This is a genomic window from Mojavia sp. (genome assembly GCF_059505145.1).
In genome coordinates this window covers 26,254-42,490 of record NZ_JCACKA010000092.1, presented here as the reverse complement: position 1 = coordinate 42,490, position 16,237 = coordinate 26,254, and the positions used below count along the sequence as shown (strand labels likewise).

At 42.1% G+C, this 16,237-nt stretch carries 14 protein-coding genes; 7 read left to right on the top strand and 7 right to left on the bottom strand.

Annotated elements, in window-relative coordinates; genetic code table 11:
• The first annotated feature begins 602 nt into the window (after positions 1-602).
• The 3 genes from AC5JL8_RS26760 to AC5JL8_RS26750 all read left to right on the top strand — a co-directional run bounded on the left by AC5JL8_RS26760 (position 603) and on the right by AC5JL8_RS26750 (position 3,492).
• Positions 603-992, top strand: a complete 390-nt coding sequence (locus tag AC5JL8_RS26760) for a VOC family protein (protein ID WP_495882717.1) — start codon at positions 603-605, stop codon at positions 990-992.
• 83 nt (positions 993-1,075) lie between these two features.
• Positions 1,076-2,272, top strand: coding sequence for a class I SAM-dependent methyltransferase (locus AC5JL8_RS26755; RefSeq protein WP_495882716.1), 1,197 nt, complete (start codon positions 1,076-1,078; stop codon positions 2,270-2,272).
• Between the two features lie 341 nt (positions 2,273-2,613).
• Positions 2,614-3,492, top strand: coding sequence for an NAD(P)-dependent oxidoreductase (locus AC5JL8_RS26750; protein WP_495882715.1), 879 nt, complete (start codon positions 2,614-2,616; stop codon positions 3,490-3,492).
• 23 nt (positions 3,493-3,515) lie between these two features.
• Here AC5JL8_RS26750 and AC5JL8_RS26745 read toward each other — a convergent pair whose 3' ends face one another.
• Positions 3,516-5,045 (bottom strand): NACHT domain-containing protein, encoded by a 1,530-nt coding sequence (locus tag AC5JL8_RS26745; RefSeq protein WP_495882714.1) that lies wholly within the window; start codon positions 5,043-5,045, stop codon positions 3,516-3,518.
• A gap of 208 nt (positions 5,046-5,253) precedes the next feature.
• Here AC5JL8_RS26745 and AC5JL8_RS26740 point away from each other — a divergent pair, with 208 nt between their 5' ends.
• From AC5JL8_RS26740 to AC5JL8_RS26730, 3 genes are all read left to right on the top strand, one after another.
• Entirely contained in the window at positions 5,254-5,871 is a 618-nt protein-coding gene (locus tag AC5JL8_RS26740) for a hypothetical protein (RefSeq protein ID WP_495882713.1), read from the top strand.
• Between the two features lie 209 nt (positions 5,872-6,080).
• Positions 6,081-6,743, top strand: a complete 663-nt coding sequence (locus AC5JL8_RS26735; RefSeq protein ID WP_495882712.1) for an RES domain-containing protein — start codon at positions 6,081-6,083, stop codon at positions 6,741-6,743.
• Positions 6,744-6,835: 92 nt separating this feature from the next.
• Entirely contained in the window at positions 6,836-7,753 is a 918-nt protein-coding gene (locus tag AC5JL8_RS26730) for a hypothetical protein (protein WP_495882711.1), read from the top strand.
• A 44-nt stretch (positions 7,754-7,797) separates the two neighbouring features.
• Here AC5JL8_RS26730 and AC5JL8_RS26725 read toward each other — a convergent pair whose 3' ends face one another.
• From AC5JL8_RS26725 to AC5JL8_RS26705, 5 genes are all read right to left on the bottom strand, one after another.
• Positions 7,798-9,993: a tetratricopeptide repeat protein gene (locus AC5JL8_RS26725; protein ID WP_495882710.1), complete on the bottom strand. Its 2,196-nt coding sequence runs from the start codon at positions 9,991-9,993 to the stop codon at positions 7,798-7,800.
• Positions 9,994-10,259: 266 nt separating this feature from the next.
• A complete protein-coding gene (gene psb34 / locus AC5JL8_RS26720) occupies positions 10,260-10,430 on the bottom strand; it encodes a photosystem II assembly protein Psb34 (RefSeq protein WP_495882709.1) in 171 nt (56 codons plus the stop codon).
• A gap of 152 nt (positions 10,431-10,582) precedes the next feature.
• Positions 10,583-12,586, bottom strand: coding sequence for a glycine oxidase ThiO (thiO, locus tag AC5JL8_RS26715; RefSeq protein WP_495882708.1), 2,004 nt, complete (start codon positions 12,584-12,586; stop codon positions 10,583-10,585).
• 332 nt (positions 12,587-12,918) lie between these two features.
• Positions 12,919-13,284: a hypothetical protein gene (locus AC5JL8_RS26710; RefSeq protein ID WP_495882707.1), complete on the bottom strand. Its 366-nt coding sequence runs from the start codon at positions 13,282-13,284 to the stop codon at positions 12,919-12,921.
• A gap of 91 nt (positions 13,285-13,375) precedes the next feature.
• Positions 13,376-13,624 carry a hypothetical protein gene (locus tag AC5JL8_RS26705; RefSeq protein WP_495882706.1) on the bottom strand — a complete coding sequence of 83 codons (249 nt, stop codon included), beginning with the start codon at positions 13,622-13,624 and terminating at the stop codon, positions 13,376-13,378.
• Positions 13,625-13,823: 199 nt separating this feature from the next.
• Here AC5JL8_RS26705 and cimA point away from each other — a divergent pair, with 199 nt between their 5' ends.
• Positions 13,824-15,545 carry a citramalate synthase gene (gene cimA, locus AC5JL8_RS26700; RefSeq protein ID WP_495882705.1) on the top strand — a complete coding sequence of 574 codons (1,722 nt, stop codon included), beginning with the start codon at positions 13,824-13,826 and terminating at the stop codon, positions 15,543-15,545.
• A gap of 374 nt (positions 15,546-15,919) precedes the next feature.
• Here the strand turns inward: cimA and AC5JL8_RS26695 are convergent, their stop codons facing one another.
• On the bottom strand, positions 15,920-16,153 hold the full coding sequence (locus AC5JL8_RS26695; protein ID WP_495882704.1) for a hypothetical protein: 234 nt from the start codon (positions 16,151-16,153) through the stop codon (positions 15,920-15,922).
• Positions 16,154-16,237 lie beyond the last annotated feature (84 nt).

Here is a 16,237-nt window from a genome sequence, read left to right as displayed (position 1 = left end):
ATACGTTGGCGCTAGCGCGCTGCTGTAAGGTTGCTGTCATTGTTTTATGATTGCTGGGTATTTTTTATGATGTTCCAGGTAAGTTGATTTACCTGTTAATTAAGATAGTAAACAGTTTGTTGCATTTTGTAAAGTATTTCATCAAAAATTTTGATAATCCTGAGAAACACTAGTTTTAATAGAGGATGTTTAAAAGCTTCAAACCAAACGCTAGAAGCGTTTATGGAGATTATGAGCTACTGGTTTACAATGCTTCATAGTGTTAATGCTCGTAGTAGTGCATACCAATTTTTGCGCCAATCAACAGTGCTGTAGCTGTTTGGAGAGTTTATGGGCGCGGCGCGCTTCCGCGCGCCCTGTTGCCCAACCGCACTCCGTGCAGTTCCCTCAAATCTCCGCTTTGAGGGAGCCTGTTCAGGAAGAACAGGCTTGGTAACATACGGGCGATCGCAAAATTAAACTTAAGCTGCTTTTTGTTGTGAACTATTCACTGAACGGTATTGAGATAGTCTGGAAGTAAGTGCAGTGTAGCAGCCCCGTAGGTATTCAAGCACTAGCACTGGCAAACGGATATCTGTTATGGGTGACAAGGAGCAACAGCTATGAAATTCGGTTACACGATCATCTGGGTGGATGATGTGATTAAAACTGTTGAGTTTTACGAAAAAGCGTTTGGGCTTGTTCGTCGGAATCTCCGAGAAACGGACAAATTTGTTTGGGCAGAAATGGAAACCGGAAACACCACCCTTGCTTTCTCCTCGATCAACGAAGCTCAGATGTTGTTTTCTGGAGGCTTCCATCCTAACGATCCTATACAGCCACCGTCATTAATTCAGATATCGTTTATCGCTGCTGATGTTGCTACCGCTTATATGAGAGCATTAGGAGCGGGAGCAAAATCATTAGAAGCCCCAAAGCGCCAGCCCTGGGGACAGATAATTGCTCGCGTCCGCGATCTAAATGGCGTGCTGGTGTCGTTGGTAAGTGGGTAGGCTAAATCAAAAAAATTAGGGTTGGCTTGAGAATGTTAATTACATTTTCCATGCCAAATATAAAAATTTAAGTCTGAAATTTTATGGATTCTAATCCAGCGCTGTGTACAGCCATAGCCCGTCGTATTAACACCAGCCCTCGACGGCGAATTACTTTTGCTGAATACATGGACATGGTGTTATATCATCCTGAACATGGTTACTATTCCAGCAATGCAGTCAAACTTGGGTTTCAAGGTGGTGATTTTTTTACCTCTGTTCACCTCGGTGCAGACTTTGGCGAGTTACTGGCAGAACAATTTGTCCAGATGTGGAATATTTTAGGGCGACCTGTAAGCTTTTCTCTAGTAGAAATGGGAGCAGGTCAAGGACTACTAGCCTCGCATATTCTTAAGTACTGTCAGCAGCAGTACCCTGGGTTTTTTGCCGTTTTGGAATATCTCATTGTTGAGAAGTCCCCAGTCTTTAGGCAAGAACAACAGCAACGTTTGCAAGAGTTCTCAGTGAATTGGTGCAATCTAGAGGAGATACCACCCAACTCAATTACTGGTTGCTTTTTTTCTAATGAATTAGTAGATGCCTTACCAGTGCATCAGTTGATCCTAGAGGCAGGGCAACTGCGAGAAATTTATGTGACAACACGGGAAGCTTGTACTGCTGTTCCCTTACCCTCTGGTTCTGTGCCATCATTTGTAGAAGTAATCGGCGAACTTTCTACCGATCATCTGGCTGAATATTTCGATTTAGTAGAAATTGAAATTAGTAAAAGTGTTTATGGGGATGGTTACCGCAGTGAAATTAATTTAGCAGCTCTAGACTGGTTGAGTATAGTAGCGAACCGCTTGCGGTGTGGCTATGTGTTAACTATTGATTATGGCTATCCTGCAAGTCGTTACTACAACCCCAGGCGATCGCAAGGAACTCTACAGTGCTACTCTCACCATCGCTACCATGATAATCCCTATATCAACATCGGGCAGCAGGATATTACAGCCCATGTTGACTTTACTGCTTTAGAAAGATGGGGCGATCGCTGCGGTTTAGATAAAGTTGGCTTTACGCAGCAGGGATTATTTTTGATGGCATTGGGATTAGGCGATCGCATTGCTGCTCTTTCTCATCAAGAACAACCTCTTTCTCAGTTATTACAGCGGCGAGAGTCACTACACGAACTGATGAACCCTTTGGGACTGGGCGGTTTTGGTGTCCTAGTTCAAAGCAAGGGATTAAAGCAAACAGAAATCTCTCAACCGCTCAAGGGATTAACTATACCAGAGTAAAGATAAAAGTGAAAAGTTAAAACTCTATTAATACGGCATTAGTCTAAATGGACTAGGATAACACTGATGACAATGACAACAAATACATTAGGAAACTAATAATTATGAGTACCCATGACTTGTTAATGCTAGTAACGCTACTGGCTCCAGGCCTGTTACTGTCAATTGTGATTATGGCAAGTTTTGCTGCAGGTGGCTAACTACAAAATATGGAAGTAATGGGTGAAAGGCTCAATATTCACTAGTCCTTACTCACTACTTCCTAGAGGCTGACAATCAAACGATAGAAACGCGATGTCTATGACGGGCTTCGCCTACGCTGTACCAAAGGAACATAAACAATGAAGGTGGCATTTCTGGGAACTGGACTGATGGGTCTACCGATGGCTCAAAGGTTATTAGCAGCCAATATACAGTTAGTTGCTTACAACCGCACCCCAGAAAAATTAGCACCATTACAAGCTGCTGGTGCAGAAATTGCGACACATCCCCGCCATGCAATTCACGCTGCTGATTGCATAATTCTCATGCTCACGAATGCTGCTGCCATATATAGTGTGTTGCTTTCTGATACTTCGTGGCGCACTCTCTCCGGGCGCACCGTCATCCAAATGGGGACTATTACTCCTACAGAAAGCCAAGAAATTAGAGATGCAGTAGTCGCAGCTGGTGGTGAGTATATAGAAGCGCCAGTATTAGGTAGTATCCCAGAAGCCAAAGCTGGCAAACTGATTGTCATGGTGGGCGCACAGGAAGAACAATTTCAGCGCTACCTAGAATTATTAAAACATTTTGGCCCAGAACCTAAATTGGTAGGGTCTGTAGGAGCTGCGGCATCCATCAAGTTAGCACTAAATCAATTAATTGCTTCTCTAACAACTAGCTTTGCTTTGAGTCTAGCATTTGTCCAACATCAGGGAATTGATGTGGAAACATTTATGCAAATTCTTAGAGAAAGTTCGCTTTACGCCCCTACCTTTGATAAAAAACTCCAAAGGATGTTGGAAGGTAATTATGCTAATCCTAATTTTCCAACTAAACATTTGTTGAAAGATACTGACTTATTTATCAATGAAGCTAAATCCGTTGATTTAGATATCAGCAGTATTAAAGGTGTTAAGCAAATTCTGCAAACAGCAATGAAAATGTCGTTTGCTAATGATGATTACTCATCAGTATTTTATGCAATTAAAGCGTGGGAAGAGGGCAGATGGGAATAGAAAGAACGGTGCTGTCTAAAAGCTCAATGCATAGATTGTTTTGTGTGTTTGCCAGCCAAGTATTCTTGAAAAGTAATATGAGAAAAAGAATAAATACCCCGTGCCCGCTCCACTAGCAAACCATATTGAGCTTCAATAGATTTTAGAATAGCTTTGCTATCTAATTGCAATAATTCTAAGGCGGTGTTGGCATGAGCCAAGTCGCAGATATAGCCGCTAATCTCCTGCTCAATAACTTCCTGCTTGAAGAAGTACTTGTTTTGCTCTTTGGTAGTATAAGCAATTTGGCTGAGTAATTCTTCTTGTTTTGGGGAAATTTGTTTGTAAATCTGAAATCGTTCAATATGGCGCTGGGCGTCCCATTTCTTAAGAAATATATGTAGTGCTTCTTGATAAATTTCTGATTGCTGCGCTGGAAAATCGCCTCTTTGCTCAAAAATTAAGCAAAGAAGGGTGAGTAGTAAAGGATTATTTGCAAGTTCTTGGAGTGGCTGATTTTCTTGCAGTTTGTGCAGAAAGCGTTCTGCCGTCATCAGTTCATTCACCTGAAACCACTTGGTTGCAAAGTCAGCAATCTGTTGGTAAGCAAAATCAGCAATTTCTACTTCGGTAAACTGCTCAAAAATATAATTGATTGCTGCAACTCGGCAGGTGATGACAATGAAACAAGAGTAAAATCGCGTTGCAACCTTGCGAATATCTTGCAAAACTCTATCAAATTCAGCTTCTTGAACTTCATCTAACCCATCTAATAAAATTATTGCTTGCCCCCGCATTAAAATAGTTTCTGCGGCATTGGGTACATCAAACCCACAATCTTCAAATTGCTGTGTGATGTACTCTAATAAACTTGGTTGTCCTCTAGTCTCTGCAAAATCCTTGAGACTAATAAAAATTGGAACGCGATTGCGCGGAGCGCAGCGCCAAAGGCGATCGCCTTGAAACTCGCTTAAGTTACACTCAATTGCTAGCCATTTTAAAAATGTAGTCTTGCCTGTTCCTGGCTTGCCTAAAATTATCAGTTTGTCGTAGCGTTCTACAATTTCTAATGCTGGTAAGCGCTTTTGTTGGAGAATACCCAAGTCAAAAGGGTTGGAGTGTTCTGCGTCAAAATTACGTGACATCTCCTCAATATCTAACCGCCTGTTTCTAGCCACTCGCTCTAGGAAGTTGACATCGGTGTAAATAGCATCCAGTCTCATCGGTTGTTCCATATCTAGCACTCGCATTACACCACAACGTCTTTGAATGCTTTCGTGGATTTTTTCGCGGGCAATTTGCACCAGACTCTTAATTTCGCAAACTTTTGCTGCCTCTTCTACATGAGGAAAGGATGACGCAGTGATAATTTCTTCCCAGTTGAGGTTAAGCTTTTCGCAAATTGTGACAAAGATATAACGATCAACGGGTTTACCTTGAAAAAACTTGGTAACTGGCTGACGGCTAATGCCTAGTTCTCCTGCTAAACCCTGCTGCGTTAAGGAATTCCGAATCAGTGCAGCTTCTGCTTTACTAACTCCCTCTGCCGATGCTTGGAGCGATCGCCTAGTCATTCCACTCCATCAAAAATTATTGTGTTGATTATATTTAGCTACTTTAAACATAATCTATACAAAAGTCATTCAAAAGTCATACATAAGTCAATCACACAGTTGACTGTAAATCACACAGAAAAGTGCGAATCTATAGATCTAGCTCATTTGACATCTCTTACAATAGTTGAGTTAATATTTATGTTACGTTGTCGCCCAAGGTGGGGTCATGATTATGATTAATGTCAATATAAATGCCCCTTCTGCACAGGCAGGAACCCAACAAGCGCTCGAAAGAATAGCAGAGGCAATGCAGGTAGTTCTAACTTCGCTTCAGCCTGATGAAATTAAAGATTTAGCCGACCAATTGGAAACGACTGATAGTAAGCCAAAATATTCCAAGGCTGAAATCAACTTTGCTGCCAAGCTTGGTGCTAATAAAATCAGTGATGAAGAGCGATGTAGGTTAGAATTGTCTGCTCTGACGAAACATTTTAAGTGGAGACAAGATTTACTTAAATCTTCATTAACTGCACCACAAGTGGCTGAACTGTTGAATACAACTCGTCAAACGCCACATGATCGCTTAAAAAAGAATAGCTTAATTGCTGTTCAAGATAACGGAGTCTGGAAGTTTCCCACGTGGCAATTCGATCCTGAGGGGCCAGATGGCGTGATTGCTGGGTTACCAGATGTTTTAAAAGCTCTCAATGTTCCTTCTTTATCTAAAATTAGTTGGCTGACTCGACCAAATAAAGCTTTGAATGGTCTAACTCCTGTAGAAGCCTTGAAGTTTGGTCAGATAGATGACGTGATTGCTGAAGCCAGGACTTTGGGAGTTTTCTAGTCACAAATTGTGTTAAACGATCAACTGATTGACTGACGATTGTATTGGGAATTACTCTTAGGAAGTAAAAATTTCCGGAAATACCTAGTTGACTTTTGAAGTGTGCATGTAGTTAGGGCTTTAAATTCCTAATTTAATAGAGACATTGCAAGAGCCTGAAAGGTTAAGTATTCCCATTTTGTCAGTCAACCAGATGAGGAGTGATAAAGGTGGTAAAACTAATTGCTCCACCACCTTGCTTCGGCAAGCCGAAACCGAAATTCTATAACTTAAAGAAGGGTACGGAACTTCTGAGAATTTTTCGTCCAGAATTTAGTCCTACTGCCCTAACTTTTCGTTTTTGGGGCCCACTTTATCGCTTTGATCATCATCGGGGAGACTGTCCCAGTTTTTACTATGAGCCAGGAGATTATCAACAATGCATTGATCAAGAACGTGGTATATATTACGTTGCGCCAAAGCTTTCTAGTTGTCTAGTAGAAATTTTTGGAGATGTAGGTTGTATAGAAATTACTGACCATCAGATTGCGATCGTCACTCCTATTAGGAATTTAAAGTTACTGGATGTACGCGGTTCTGGTGCGATGCGGGCTGGTGCTAATGAGGCTACCCTAGCAAAAACAGAAAAGCGTGGTCTTAGTCAAGCTTGGTCGCGCTACTTTTATGAGCAGCAAGTAATCTACTCGGAAATTCACGGTTTGATTTATTGCAATGCTCATAATAATGAAGAAGCGATCGCCATTTATGAACGTGCTGAATATCTTCTCGTCTGTCAAAAAGAAAATGTTTTGCCTCTGAAACATGAATTGTTACGCGGATCAATTTTAAAAGCAGCTGGTGAGAATAATTTAGGAGTAATTCCCTATTGGTAATTCTGAGTTAAAAACGCTGAATGCTGAGTAAGTTATTTACTTCTTTGTTCAGGATTCAGGGCTAATAATTCAGTACTAAATTTAGTGAAAGTATGGTTAGTAAATTAGATAAAGAGGCAGGTAAAAACCAGATTTCTAGGGAAACAGTAGATTGGTTGCTCAGACGAATTATCCACATCCCAAAAAATTGGTTAATTATTAGTAGTATTTTTATCCTTCTCAGCACCTTTCAAATTAACGGTGGTGAAAAATTAACTTTTAAATTTGAAGTTACCAACACAACAGCAATTTTTTTAGCCTTGCTCTGGTTACCATCAGTGCTGAAAATTTTTGTTTTGACTGGGGGAGCATTAAAAACACCAGTAGGGGAAATTAGTAGCTCTAATATGATGCCTATGCTACAGTCATTAACTGGCGATACGCTAGGATTTTTGATTGAGCAGACTAAGTTAGCAGAAGATGTTGCAGCACCACAACAGCAGATGGAAATGCGGCAAATTCGTCAGGAATGGCAAAAAGTCTACGCTTCAAGAATTCCTTTGTCGGAAGCTAGGCAACAAATTGAAAGTTTAAGTCAACGCTACAAAGAACTGAGAAGTTCTATGCCGTCAGGAGCAAAACGCACATTTGAGATGGAGTCTATTGCTGGACGGATGCGGGCGCTGGCTCCAGAAGTCAATTTTTCTGAAGAAGAAGTTAATCACCTTCTCAAATCCAAAGACCAAGGTAAGCGATTACTAGGACTTTCTGTAGCAGAATGGTCTGGCAATCCCAATTATTTTTATGCAATTTTATATATTATTAGTGATTCTGAAACGGCATTTGAGCAGACTTGTGCATTACGAGCTATGGAAAAAATGGTAACTCATCTTAATACTCAACAAAAGCAAGATTTGCTTTCTGTGCTGATACATCAACGTAATTTTAATGAATCAGAAAAGTGTTGGATTAGACCTAATTCTAATCGTTGGGCACTTAGCGATCGCTTATTAACAGCCTTAGAGGGATAGCGATCGCTATTCTTACATATTAGTTTTGTTTGATATGAACTAAACTATAATTTGGGCAAAATTTCCGGTAGCAATTGAGCAGGAACCTTCGATAAAGCCAGATTTTGTCCTTGTATGCCTAATTCATTGTGGAAAGCGCGAATTGTTTTGACTACATAAGTAAAGGTTGTTTGATAAGCCTCTGGTTGTTTGCTTAATCCATGTAAGGCTTGTAAATGATTATTTAATGCTGCTTCTAAGTGATGAGAACGAGTTTTTTTGTCATTATTTGAATAGTTTTCTGTCGCCAACTGATAATGAGCTAGTGCTAAATTATTATGAGTAGCAAGTAAATCAAAACTTAAAGAATTACTATTAAGTGAATGAGCAAGGCCAAGAGCTTCTTCATAAGCAGTAATACACAGTTGCAAATACTTGTACCTTGCTTCCTTACTTGTCTGAGATAGATTTGCTAAATGCCAATAGGCAGTACCAAGGTTATTTTGTGTAGCAGCACAGCCACTGGGAACAAGAGCAGGAGTACGATATTGGAGAGCTTCACGGTAAACTTCAATTGCTAATTGGAGATGTTGTGCTGGCTGTTCGTATTGAGCAAGATTCCAGTAAGCAGTGCCAATGTTGTTTTGAATCATGCCATATTTCAGCGGTTCCTGTTCAGGACTGTAGTAAGCAAGTGCTAGATTATAAGCTGCGATCGCTTTCTTCAAATGCACAACAGGTTGATTGTATTGCCCCAAATGCCAGTAAGCAGTACCTAAATTATTTTGACAAGCGGCATATCTTAATGAATCCATTTCAGCTGTACGATAGCGGAGTGCTTCGTTATAAGCTAAAACTGCTTGCTGCCAGCTATCAGCTGGATTAGAAAAACGAGCTAAATCACCATAAGCTGTCCCTAAATTATTTTGCACGCGAGCGTAAGTTTCTGGGTGCGTTTGTGGTGAAATCAGCTTTAAAGCCAACTGATAAAATTCAATACCTTGTTCTATATAAGTTTGCCCATCTTGAGAATTAGATGGAATGCGATGTAGCATCCAGTAGAGTGTGCCCAAGTCATTCAAGATGTCTGGCATTTGCGGTGAAGTTTCATCGTAAGAAATCGATTCCTGGTAGGCAATAATTGCCACCATCAAGTTTTCTAAAGTTGACTGTCCTTGTTCAATACGAAGGCGATATAAGTTTCCTAAGTGATGATAAGCAGCTGCTATTGCCTCCCCGGAAGCTTGCTGTGTATGCAATTGCTCAATTTCAAACAGAATTTGCTGTGGTTGCCAACCATCCTCTCCATCTTGAGTAATTTTGGTGTTTATTGTTGCTAGTACTAACTCGGTTAACTCTTGACTGATATGAGCCAGAGATGACAGTGATGGAGTATTATTTCCACTAGATCGAGTCGGGGATTGCTGTTGCGGTGGCTCAATTTTGATTAAATTCGATATTGGAGCAGAAGTTTCTTGGGGTTTCTGTTCATGATGTACTGGTGCATCTATCTGGAAATCGAAATCTTCTCCAAACTTCAATTCATCTGCGGTTGCGGCTTCGAGTTCTACTTGGGTAACTGATTCTTCTAAAATAGATGGCTCAAGATTACCTATATCCAAATTTCTAGAATTGGAAAAACGTTCTGAAGAGCCTGAATTCTGGGTTGTTGGTGTAGGTTCTCCTGCAAATACAAACACACCAGTACGGCAACGCCAAAACTGTGGTGCTGACTGCTGAATTGCAGATAACCAAGGACGCGATAACCATAACAGCAGGCTAGATTCTTCAATAGATAAATAATGCTCGCTTAAACGAAGATAATGTAAAAATAATCGCTGTATTGCTACTGGTTGTTTAGTTAGCAGTTCAACACCCACAATCTGAAATGCAGGTATCGGTAAAGGTCGCCCAGGAGCATCTTTTGATACCTCAACAATTGGCGGTGGATAATTCTTCAGCCATTGTTTGATCTGCGCTATAGGATTAGGATCACTTAAATTTAACCTTAAGGTGGCTAAACGCGGGTAGGCTGGTGTGCTGCTTTCTTGACTATCTTCTTGCTGATATAGCACTTGCCCAACTGGATAAGCCAAGGTAGAGTGCAAACGGGCTGCTACTTGATTTCTTAAGTTTAAATCGTCACATACTGCTAAAAATATTTGTCTGCGTAAGCCTAGACTAAGAGCAAGTTTCAGGCGTTGATACACTTGCCGATTCCAAGCAAAATTATCTGTATGTGCAGTATCATTCACGCTCATGGTGGCTACAGAGCCAAAACACAGTTTACATTGCCTTAAGAGGCTATCTAAACAGTCAAAAATCGAACCTTGATTATGGTTTTCTAGTAGATGTTTTGCTGCTCAGGATAAATCCAGGCTTTAACGACTGGAATAATAAAGTATATTATTATACTTTATCACTATTTTAATTGTAACAAAAAATAAAAAATCAGGTTCCTACTCGATCAGGAACCTGAAAGACGATAAAAATTAAATTTTATTAAAATAATTTCTGAACAGCCGATTTAAGAAACAGAGAAGGCAACTACTATTAAGCCACCAACCAAAACTGTAGCGGCTATCCCCAAGAAAATATAGTTTCGCTTTTGCCCTGCACTTGGGGGTTCTGCTGCGTAAATCTTTGGTTCACGGGCAAAATTATTCAGACGGCCGCCTTCTTCAGTTGTATAGGGCATGAATGAATTCCTTCTAATCGTTTGTTTAATGTTACATAAACGTTATATTCTGCTTTCCTGATAAGATAAAAATCGTTACATTAATTTAGGGGAACTGGGGATGAGCAAGAACCAGTGCCTGAATCCTCGGAGTTCCCAATTACCGTAAACCTTTAACTAGTAATCGTGCCAGTGACTGGTGAACTAGCGCTGGCGTAATCTTTGATAGGCATCCTGCCAGCAACGTACGCTAGACGGCCGGCGACTGTTGCTAAATTCATTGCACGAGCCATTGCTGCTGGGTTTTGAGCCAGGGCGATCGCACTATTAATTAATAAAGCATCTGCACCCAATTCCATCGCTTGCGCTGCTTCTGATGGCGATCCAATGCCGGCATCCACTACCACGGGTACACTAGCATTTTCGATGATGATCTGAATATTGGCAGTTGTTTTCAGCCCCTGCCCGGAACCAATAGGCGATGCCAAAGGCATGACTGTGGCACAACCGGCTTCTTCTAAGCGTTTGGCTAATATAGGGTCAGCATTGATGTAGGGTAATACAGCAAAACCTTCTTTCACCAATTGCTCTGCTGCTTGTAGTGTCCCAATTGGATCGGGAAGCAAATATTTAGAATCGGGTATTACTTCTAACTTAACGAAATTATTATCTTCCTGACCCAACAGTTTCGCCATTTCTCGCCCCAAACGAGCTACCCGAATTGCTTCTTCTGCGGTTTGACAACCTGCCGTATTGGGTAACATCCAAATTTTTTGCCAATCCAAGGCTTCAGCTAAACCTTCGTGTCCTGGTGCTTTGGTTTGTACCCGTCGGACTGCCACAGTCACAATTTGACACTCACTCGCGGCAATACTGTGCTGCATTTCTTCGATGCTGCGGTACTTACCAGTGCCTGTCATTAAGCGAGATTGAAAGGTTTTGCCAGCAATTGTCAGTCCTGAGTCCTGAATTGTGAGTGCTGAGTTCTCTAAGGATACAACAGGACGATGCCCGTTAGAGAAATTGGCAGAGTGAGTGAGCATGGGTGTGGAGATAGATGAATTGGCGAGGAAGCGCGAATAGTGAAAATGAGATAGCAAGGGATCTGACTTTTGTGCCCAGATCAAATCGGCAATTAATGCTGCGGTTACAGGGGCTAACAGAATGCCATTACGGTAATGACCAATAGCAAAAGTTAAATTTTGACAATGACTACTACCTAAAATCGGTAATTCATCGGGGGTAGCTGGACGAAAACCCCACCAAAATTCTTGGATCGGATAATGCTGTAATTGCGGATACAGGCGGATTGCTTGTTGAAGTAGAGTTTGAATGCCTGTGGGGGTGTTATGGGGTGTAAAACCGACATCTTCGCTAGTTGCCCCAATAATGATAGAACGATTCCGCCTGGGGACGATATAAATATCCTGCCCATACAAAACCCGCGTCAAAGGTAATTCTGGCGTTAATTCCGGCATCCGCACACTTAGCATTTGTCCTTTGCGAGGACGCACGGGTAGCGGTAATAATTCATTTGACCAAGCACCTGTGGCTAAAACATAATGGGCAGCGCTAATTACTCCAGCGCTGGTATGCACACCCACTACTTTTCCCTGCTGCTGTAAAAATGCTTCTACTGTGATGCCGTCTTTGAGTTCAACACCAACAGACTCAGCGGCTGTCCAAAGTACACGTACTAAGGCGCGATTGTCAACTTGTGCATCTTCTGGATACCACCAGCCACCAGCGACTTCTGCTCCTAATCCGGGCTGATATTGATGAATGGCTGCTTGATCTAACCAATAAGCAGGTGATTCACGGGCAGAGGGGCAAGGGGGCACAGACGCAGCGGCGAGATTAGATTTAGCTTTTCCCCTGCTATCTTCATAAACGGGTGCTAAGATACCACAGGGCCAGTAACCAGTGTTTAATCCAGTCAAATCTTCGAGTTTGTGCGTCCAGTCTGGATATAAAGAATGCGATCGCCTGCATAAAGAAAGCATTGCTTCATTTGGGATGTTTTCCGCATCTGGTGCTAACATCCCAGCAGCAGCGTGGCTAGCAGCAGACTGGAAATCACGGCAAAGCACGGTGACATTTGCCCCGCGCAGTTTGAGTTCAACGGCGATCGCCAAGCCAATAACGCCGCCGCCAATAATTAAAATGTCACTAGTCATTAGTTATTAGTCATTAATCATTAGCCATTTATCATTAGTACATAACTAATAACGCATAACTAATAACTCATCACTTTTAACTTATAACTTGTAACCTACGATTAGCAGAGCCTGGCGGAAGTACTATTCAATTGCAAAAGCTTAAAAAACTGTACCAGCAATACTCCTTCTGACTTGAGAGTAATGAAGTGCTGAGTGCTGAGGAGCCAGTGCGTTGCGCGGCGAACCGCTCTTGTTGCAACTGGGCAACGCCAGTTGCTACCTCCTCTGCTTCCCAGTCCCCAGTCCCTTTTTCATTGGGACTGCCTTCTGCCTTCTGCCTTCTGCCTTCATTACCACAATGCTCGGATAGGTTGATTATTTTGATTTACATCGCTTGATGGCGTGTCCGTGGATTGAGTATCTGTGGATTGAGCTTCTGTAGTAGTTGAATCTGGAATATTTTCTGTATCTGATGTTGAGTCATCAATCGGGGTGTTATTCTGAGCAACGTTGCTCCTGCTTTCGGTTGTAGAAGCATTATTTCTGCTAGCAGCTGTGCTATTAACATTAATATTAGCCGGAAGAACTTTTGACGTTCTACTGCCGACGGGAACACTGGCGTTTTGCCCACCCATAGGAAAGTTAATGCCAAGTAATGTACCTAGCAAAATCGCCAAGCCTCCAGCCATCAGAATTAGCGGTGTCCATCTACCCATATTGTTTTGCTCCTTAGTTAACCTTTAGGTGTCTACTCTATTTGAGAACGTTTAAAAATCAGTCAAATTTTGTCAATCTTACATTAATTCCTTAAAACCTCTGAACGCTTACGGCTAAATGCATGTTTGTTGTAGGAGAATGGGGAGGAAGCGAATACTGCGTTTTGTCCCGCCGATTCGCTGTTGATACTTCGCCTTCTACCTTAACTGTACAGCTACCATATCTGCCAAGTAATGGATAGTTTATTACCTTAACACCGCCATTGTAGAGGTCAATACCATTTTGCAGCAAAGTTTTTCGGAAGTTGGCTTTGCCATGTTTCGGATTTTGCCAGAGCATTTCTCAAACACATGCTTGTCTTGTTCCACAAAGACGATCTCACTGCACTCTGTGCCTTTGGGCAACAGGAACCACTCTTGTAATCACACTCAATTGTTTTATCTTGAGCTAGTAGTTTGGTCATTTTTAAATTACCAAGCTGGCTTTATGTTGTATATTGGCACATTGCCTTAAAAGTTGTCTCGAAGGTCTCAGTCTTATGACCACAAATCCCTCACCCCAACTTTGGCTTTATGACACTACGCTACGGGATGGCACTCAGCGTGAAGGGCTATCAGTATCTATAGAAGATAAGTTACGGATTGCTCACAGGCTCGATCAACTAGGGGTTCCTTTCATTGAAGGTGGTTGGCCTGGGGCCAATCCTAAGGATGTACAATTTTTCTGGCAACTACAAGAAAATCCGCTCAAACAAGCAGAAATTGTTGCTTTTTGCTCGACACGACGCCCCAACACCAATGCTGCCACTGAACCGATGCTACAGGCGATTCTGGCTGCGGGCACTCGTTGGGTGACAATTTTTGGTAAATCTTGGGATTTACACGTCACAGCAAGTCTGAAGACAACTTTAGAAGAAAATTTGGCGATGATCCGCGATACGATTGAGTATCTTTGTTCTCAAGGACGTCGCGTTATCTACGATGCAGAACATTGGTTTGATGGCTATAAGCAAAATTCAGTTTATGCTTTACAAACATTAGAGGTTGCGATCGCAGCTGGTGCAGAATGGCTTGTTTTATGTGACACCAATGGCGGCACTTTACCCCATGAAGTTAGCCAAATTGTTCAAGATGTGGTAAAGGTGGCCGGGGACTGGGGGCTGGGGGCTGGGAAATCGGGTGCTGAAGAAGAATCTACCCAATCACCAATCACCAATCCCTCTTACCCCTTATCCCCAGAGGGTGTCCCACCTTCCCTAATCCCCCAAATTGGAATCCATACTCATAATGACTCGGATATGGCGGTTGCCAATGCCTTAGCCGCTGTTATGGCAGGGGCTAGGATGGTACAAGGCACAATCAACGGTTACGGTGAACGCTGTGGTAATGCCAACCTCTGTTCGTTAATTCCTAATTTACAACTGAAGTTGGGTTATAGCTGTATCGGTGAAGACGAGCTCACGCAACTTACAGAAGCTAGCCGCTTTGTCAGCGAGGTCGTGAATCTCGCTCCTGATGAACACGCTCCTTTTGTGGGACGGTCTGCTTTTGCTCACAAAGGTGGTATTCATGTCTCAGCAGTAGAACGCAATCCTTTAACTTATGAACACATTCAGCCGGAACAAGTAGGAAACCGTCGTCGCATTGTGATTTCTGAACAGTCTGGACTCAGCAATGTGTTAGCCAAAGCGCGCACTTTTGGTATTGAATTAGATCAGCATCAACCAGAAGCACGACAAATTCTCCAGCGGATGAAAGACTTGGAGAGTGAGGGCTATCAATTTGAGGCAGCAGAGGCGAGTTTTGCACTGTTGATGCACGAAGCTTTGGGCGATCGCCAGCAGTTTTTTGAAGTTAAAGGGTTTCAAGTCCACTGTGACTTGATTGAGGGGAAAGAAACAAGCAACGCCCTAGCGACAATTAAAGTAGCTGTCAATGGTAAAAATATTTTGGAAGCAGCGGAAGGTAATGGCCCTGTAGCGGCTTTAGATGCTGCTTTACGTAAAGCTTTGGTAAACTTTTACCCCCAAATTGCGACTTTTGAGCTGACAGATTACAAAGTACGTATTCTCAACGGACATACGGGTACAGCAGCGAAAACTCGTGTGTTGGTAGAATCGGGCAACGGTTCTGAACGTTGGACGACTGTTGGGGTTTCACCTAATATTTTGGAGGCTTCCTATCAAGCAGTGGTTGAGGGGTTGGAATATGGTTTGTTATTGCACTCGCAAGCGGAAGCATCCTTGAGAGTGTCACGTTGACACCAACTACCAACATATTCAGGATTGACACAGTCAAACAAGAATCCCACTCTTTTTAGGGAGTGGGAGCGTCAATAACCCCAAGCCTTAATCTTTTAAAAGTGGTGGTTGCTCAGACTTAAATACCAATTTGAAAAAAGAATGTGACAGATACAAACCTAAAAACCCAGATTAAATCAGGCTTTCTGAATGAGTGAATTGGTATAACTCTCAAAACAATAGCCTGATTACGAATCTCAGACAGATAATAATTTTTACTTGCTCACTAGCAACAACAATTAGTAAATTGGGCAAAGACTTAGAGAACTATCCGCTAGCAGTAGTTAGACATTTACCTTCTGAAATATAAGGTAAAAATCACTGCTGGCACTTCTCTATGAAAAACTTTCCCAAGCTTGAGCAACCAATTTACTGAGCCAGCGTCGCTGCTGCTTATCTAGCATCGGATCATCAGCTAGCACCTGGGCAGTCAACTCTTCTAAAGATTGACCCTGAGCGCGCACGATTTTAACAACGCCGGCGATCGCAGATGCAACTAATTCTTCATCAACAGGCCTTTGTTGCAGGGCAACAATGTCTTGGGGGCTGTCAGGGATGGGATAATTCATGGCGTGGGTTTACAGAAATTTAGAATGAAAAATATATTAGACAAATTATTAAAATTTCTTCACCAAATCTTTATCGGAGTGATG

Bases quoted from the DNA above. Each gene is read 5' to 3' on its own strand.
- AC5JL8_RS26760 (WP_495882717.1), top strand. From the start codon at position 603: ATGAAATTCGGTTACACGATCATCTGGGTGGATGATGTGATTAAAACT.
- AC5JL8_RS26755 (WP_495882716.1), top strand. From the start codon at position 1,076: ATGGATTCTAATCCAGCGCTGTGTACAGCCATAGCCCGTCGTATTAAC.
- AC5JL8_RS26750 (WP_495882715.1), top strand. From the start codon at position 2,614: ATGAAGGTGGCATTTCTGGGAACTGGACTGATGGGTCTACCGATGGCT.
- AC5JL8_RS26745 (WP_495882714.1), bottom strand. From the start codon at position 5,045: ATGACTAGGCGATCGCTCCAAGCATCGGCAGAGGGAGTTAGTAAAGCA.
- AC5JL8_RS26740 (WP_495882713.1), top strand. From the start codon at position 5,254: ATGATTATGATTAATGTCAATATAAATGCCCCTTCTGCACAGGCAGGA.
- AC5JL8_RS26730 (WP_495882711.1), top strand. From the start codon at position 6,836: ATGGTTAGTAAATTAGATAAAGAGGCAGGTAAAAACCAGATTTCTAGG.
- AC5JL8_RS26725 (WP_495882710.1), bottom strand. From the start codon at position 9,993: ATGAGCGTGAATGATACTGCACATACAGATAATTTTGCTTGGAATCGG.
- psb34 (WP_495882709.1), bottom strand. From the start codon at position 10,430: ATGCCCTATACAACTGAAGAAGGCGGCCGTCTGAATAATTTTGCCCGT.
- thiO (WP_495882708.1), bottom strand. From the start codon at position 12,586: ATGACTAGTGACATTTTAATTATTGGCGGCGGCGTTATTGGCTTGGCG.
- AC5JL8_RS26710 (WP_495882707.1), bottom strand. From the start codon at position 13,284: ATGGGTAGATGGACACCGCTAATTCTGATGGCTGGAGGCTTGGCGATT.
- AC5JL8_RS26705 (WP_495882706.1), bottom strand. From the start codon at position 13,624: ATGCTCTGGCAAAATCCGAAACATGGCAAAGCCAACTTCCGAAAAACT.
- cimA (WP_495882705.1), top strand. From the start codon at position 13,824: ATGACCACAAATCCCTCACCCCAACTTTGGCTTTATGACACTACGCTA.
- AC5JL8_RS26695 (WP_495882704.1), bottom strand. From the start codon at position 16,153: ATGAATTATCCCATCCCTGACAGCCCCCAAGACATTGTTGCCCTGCAA.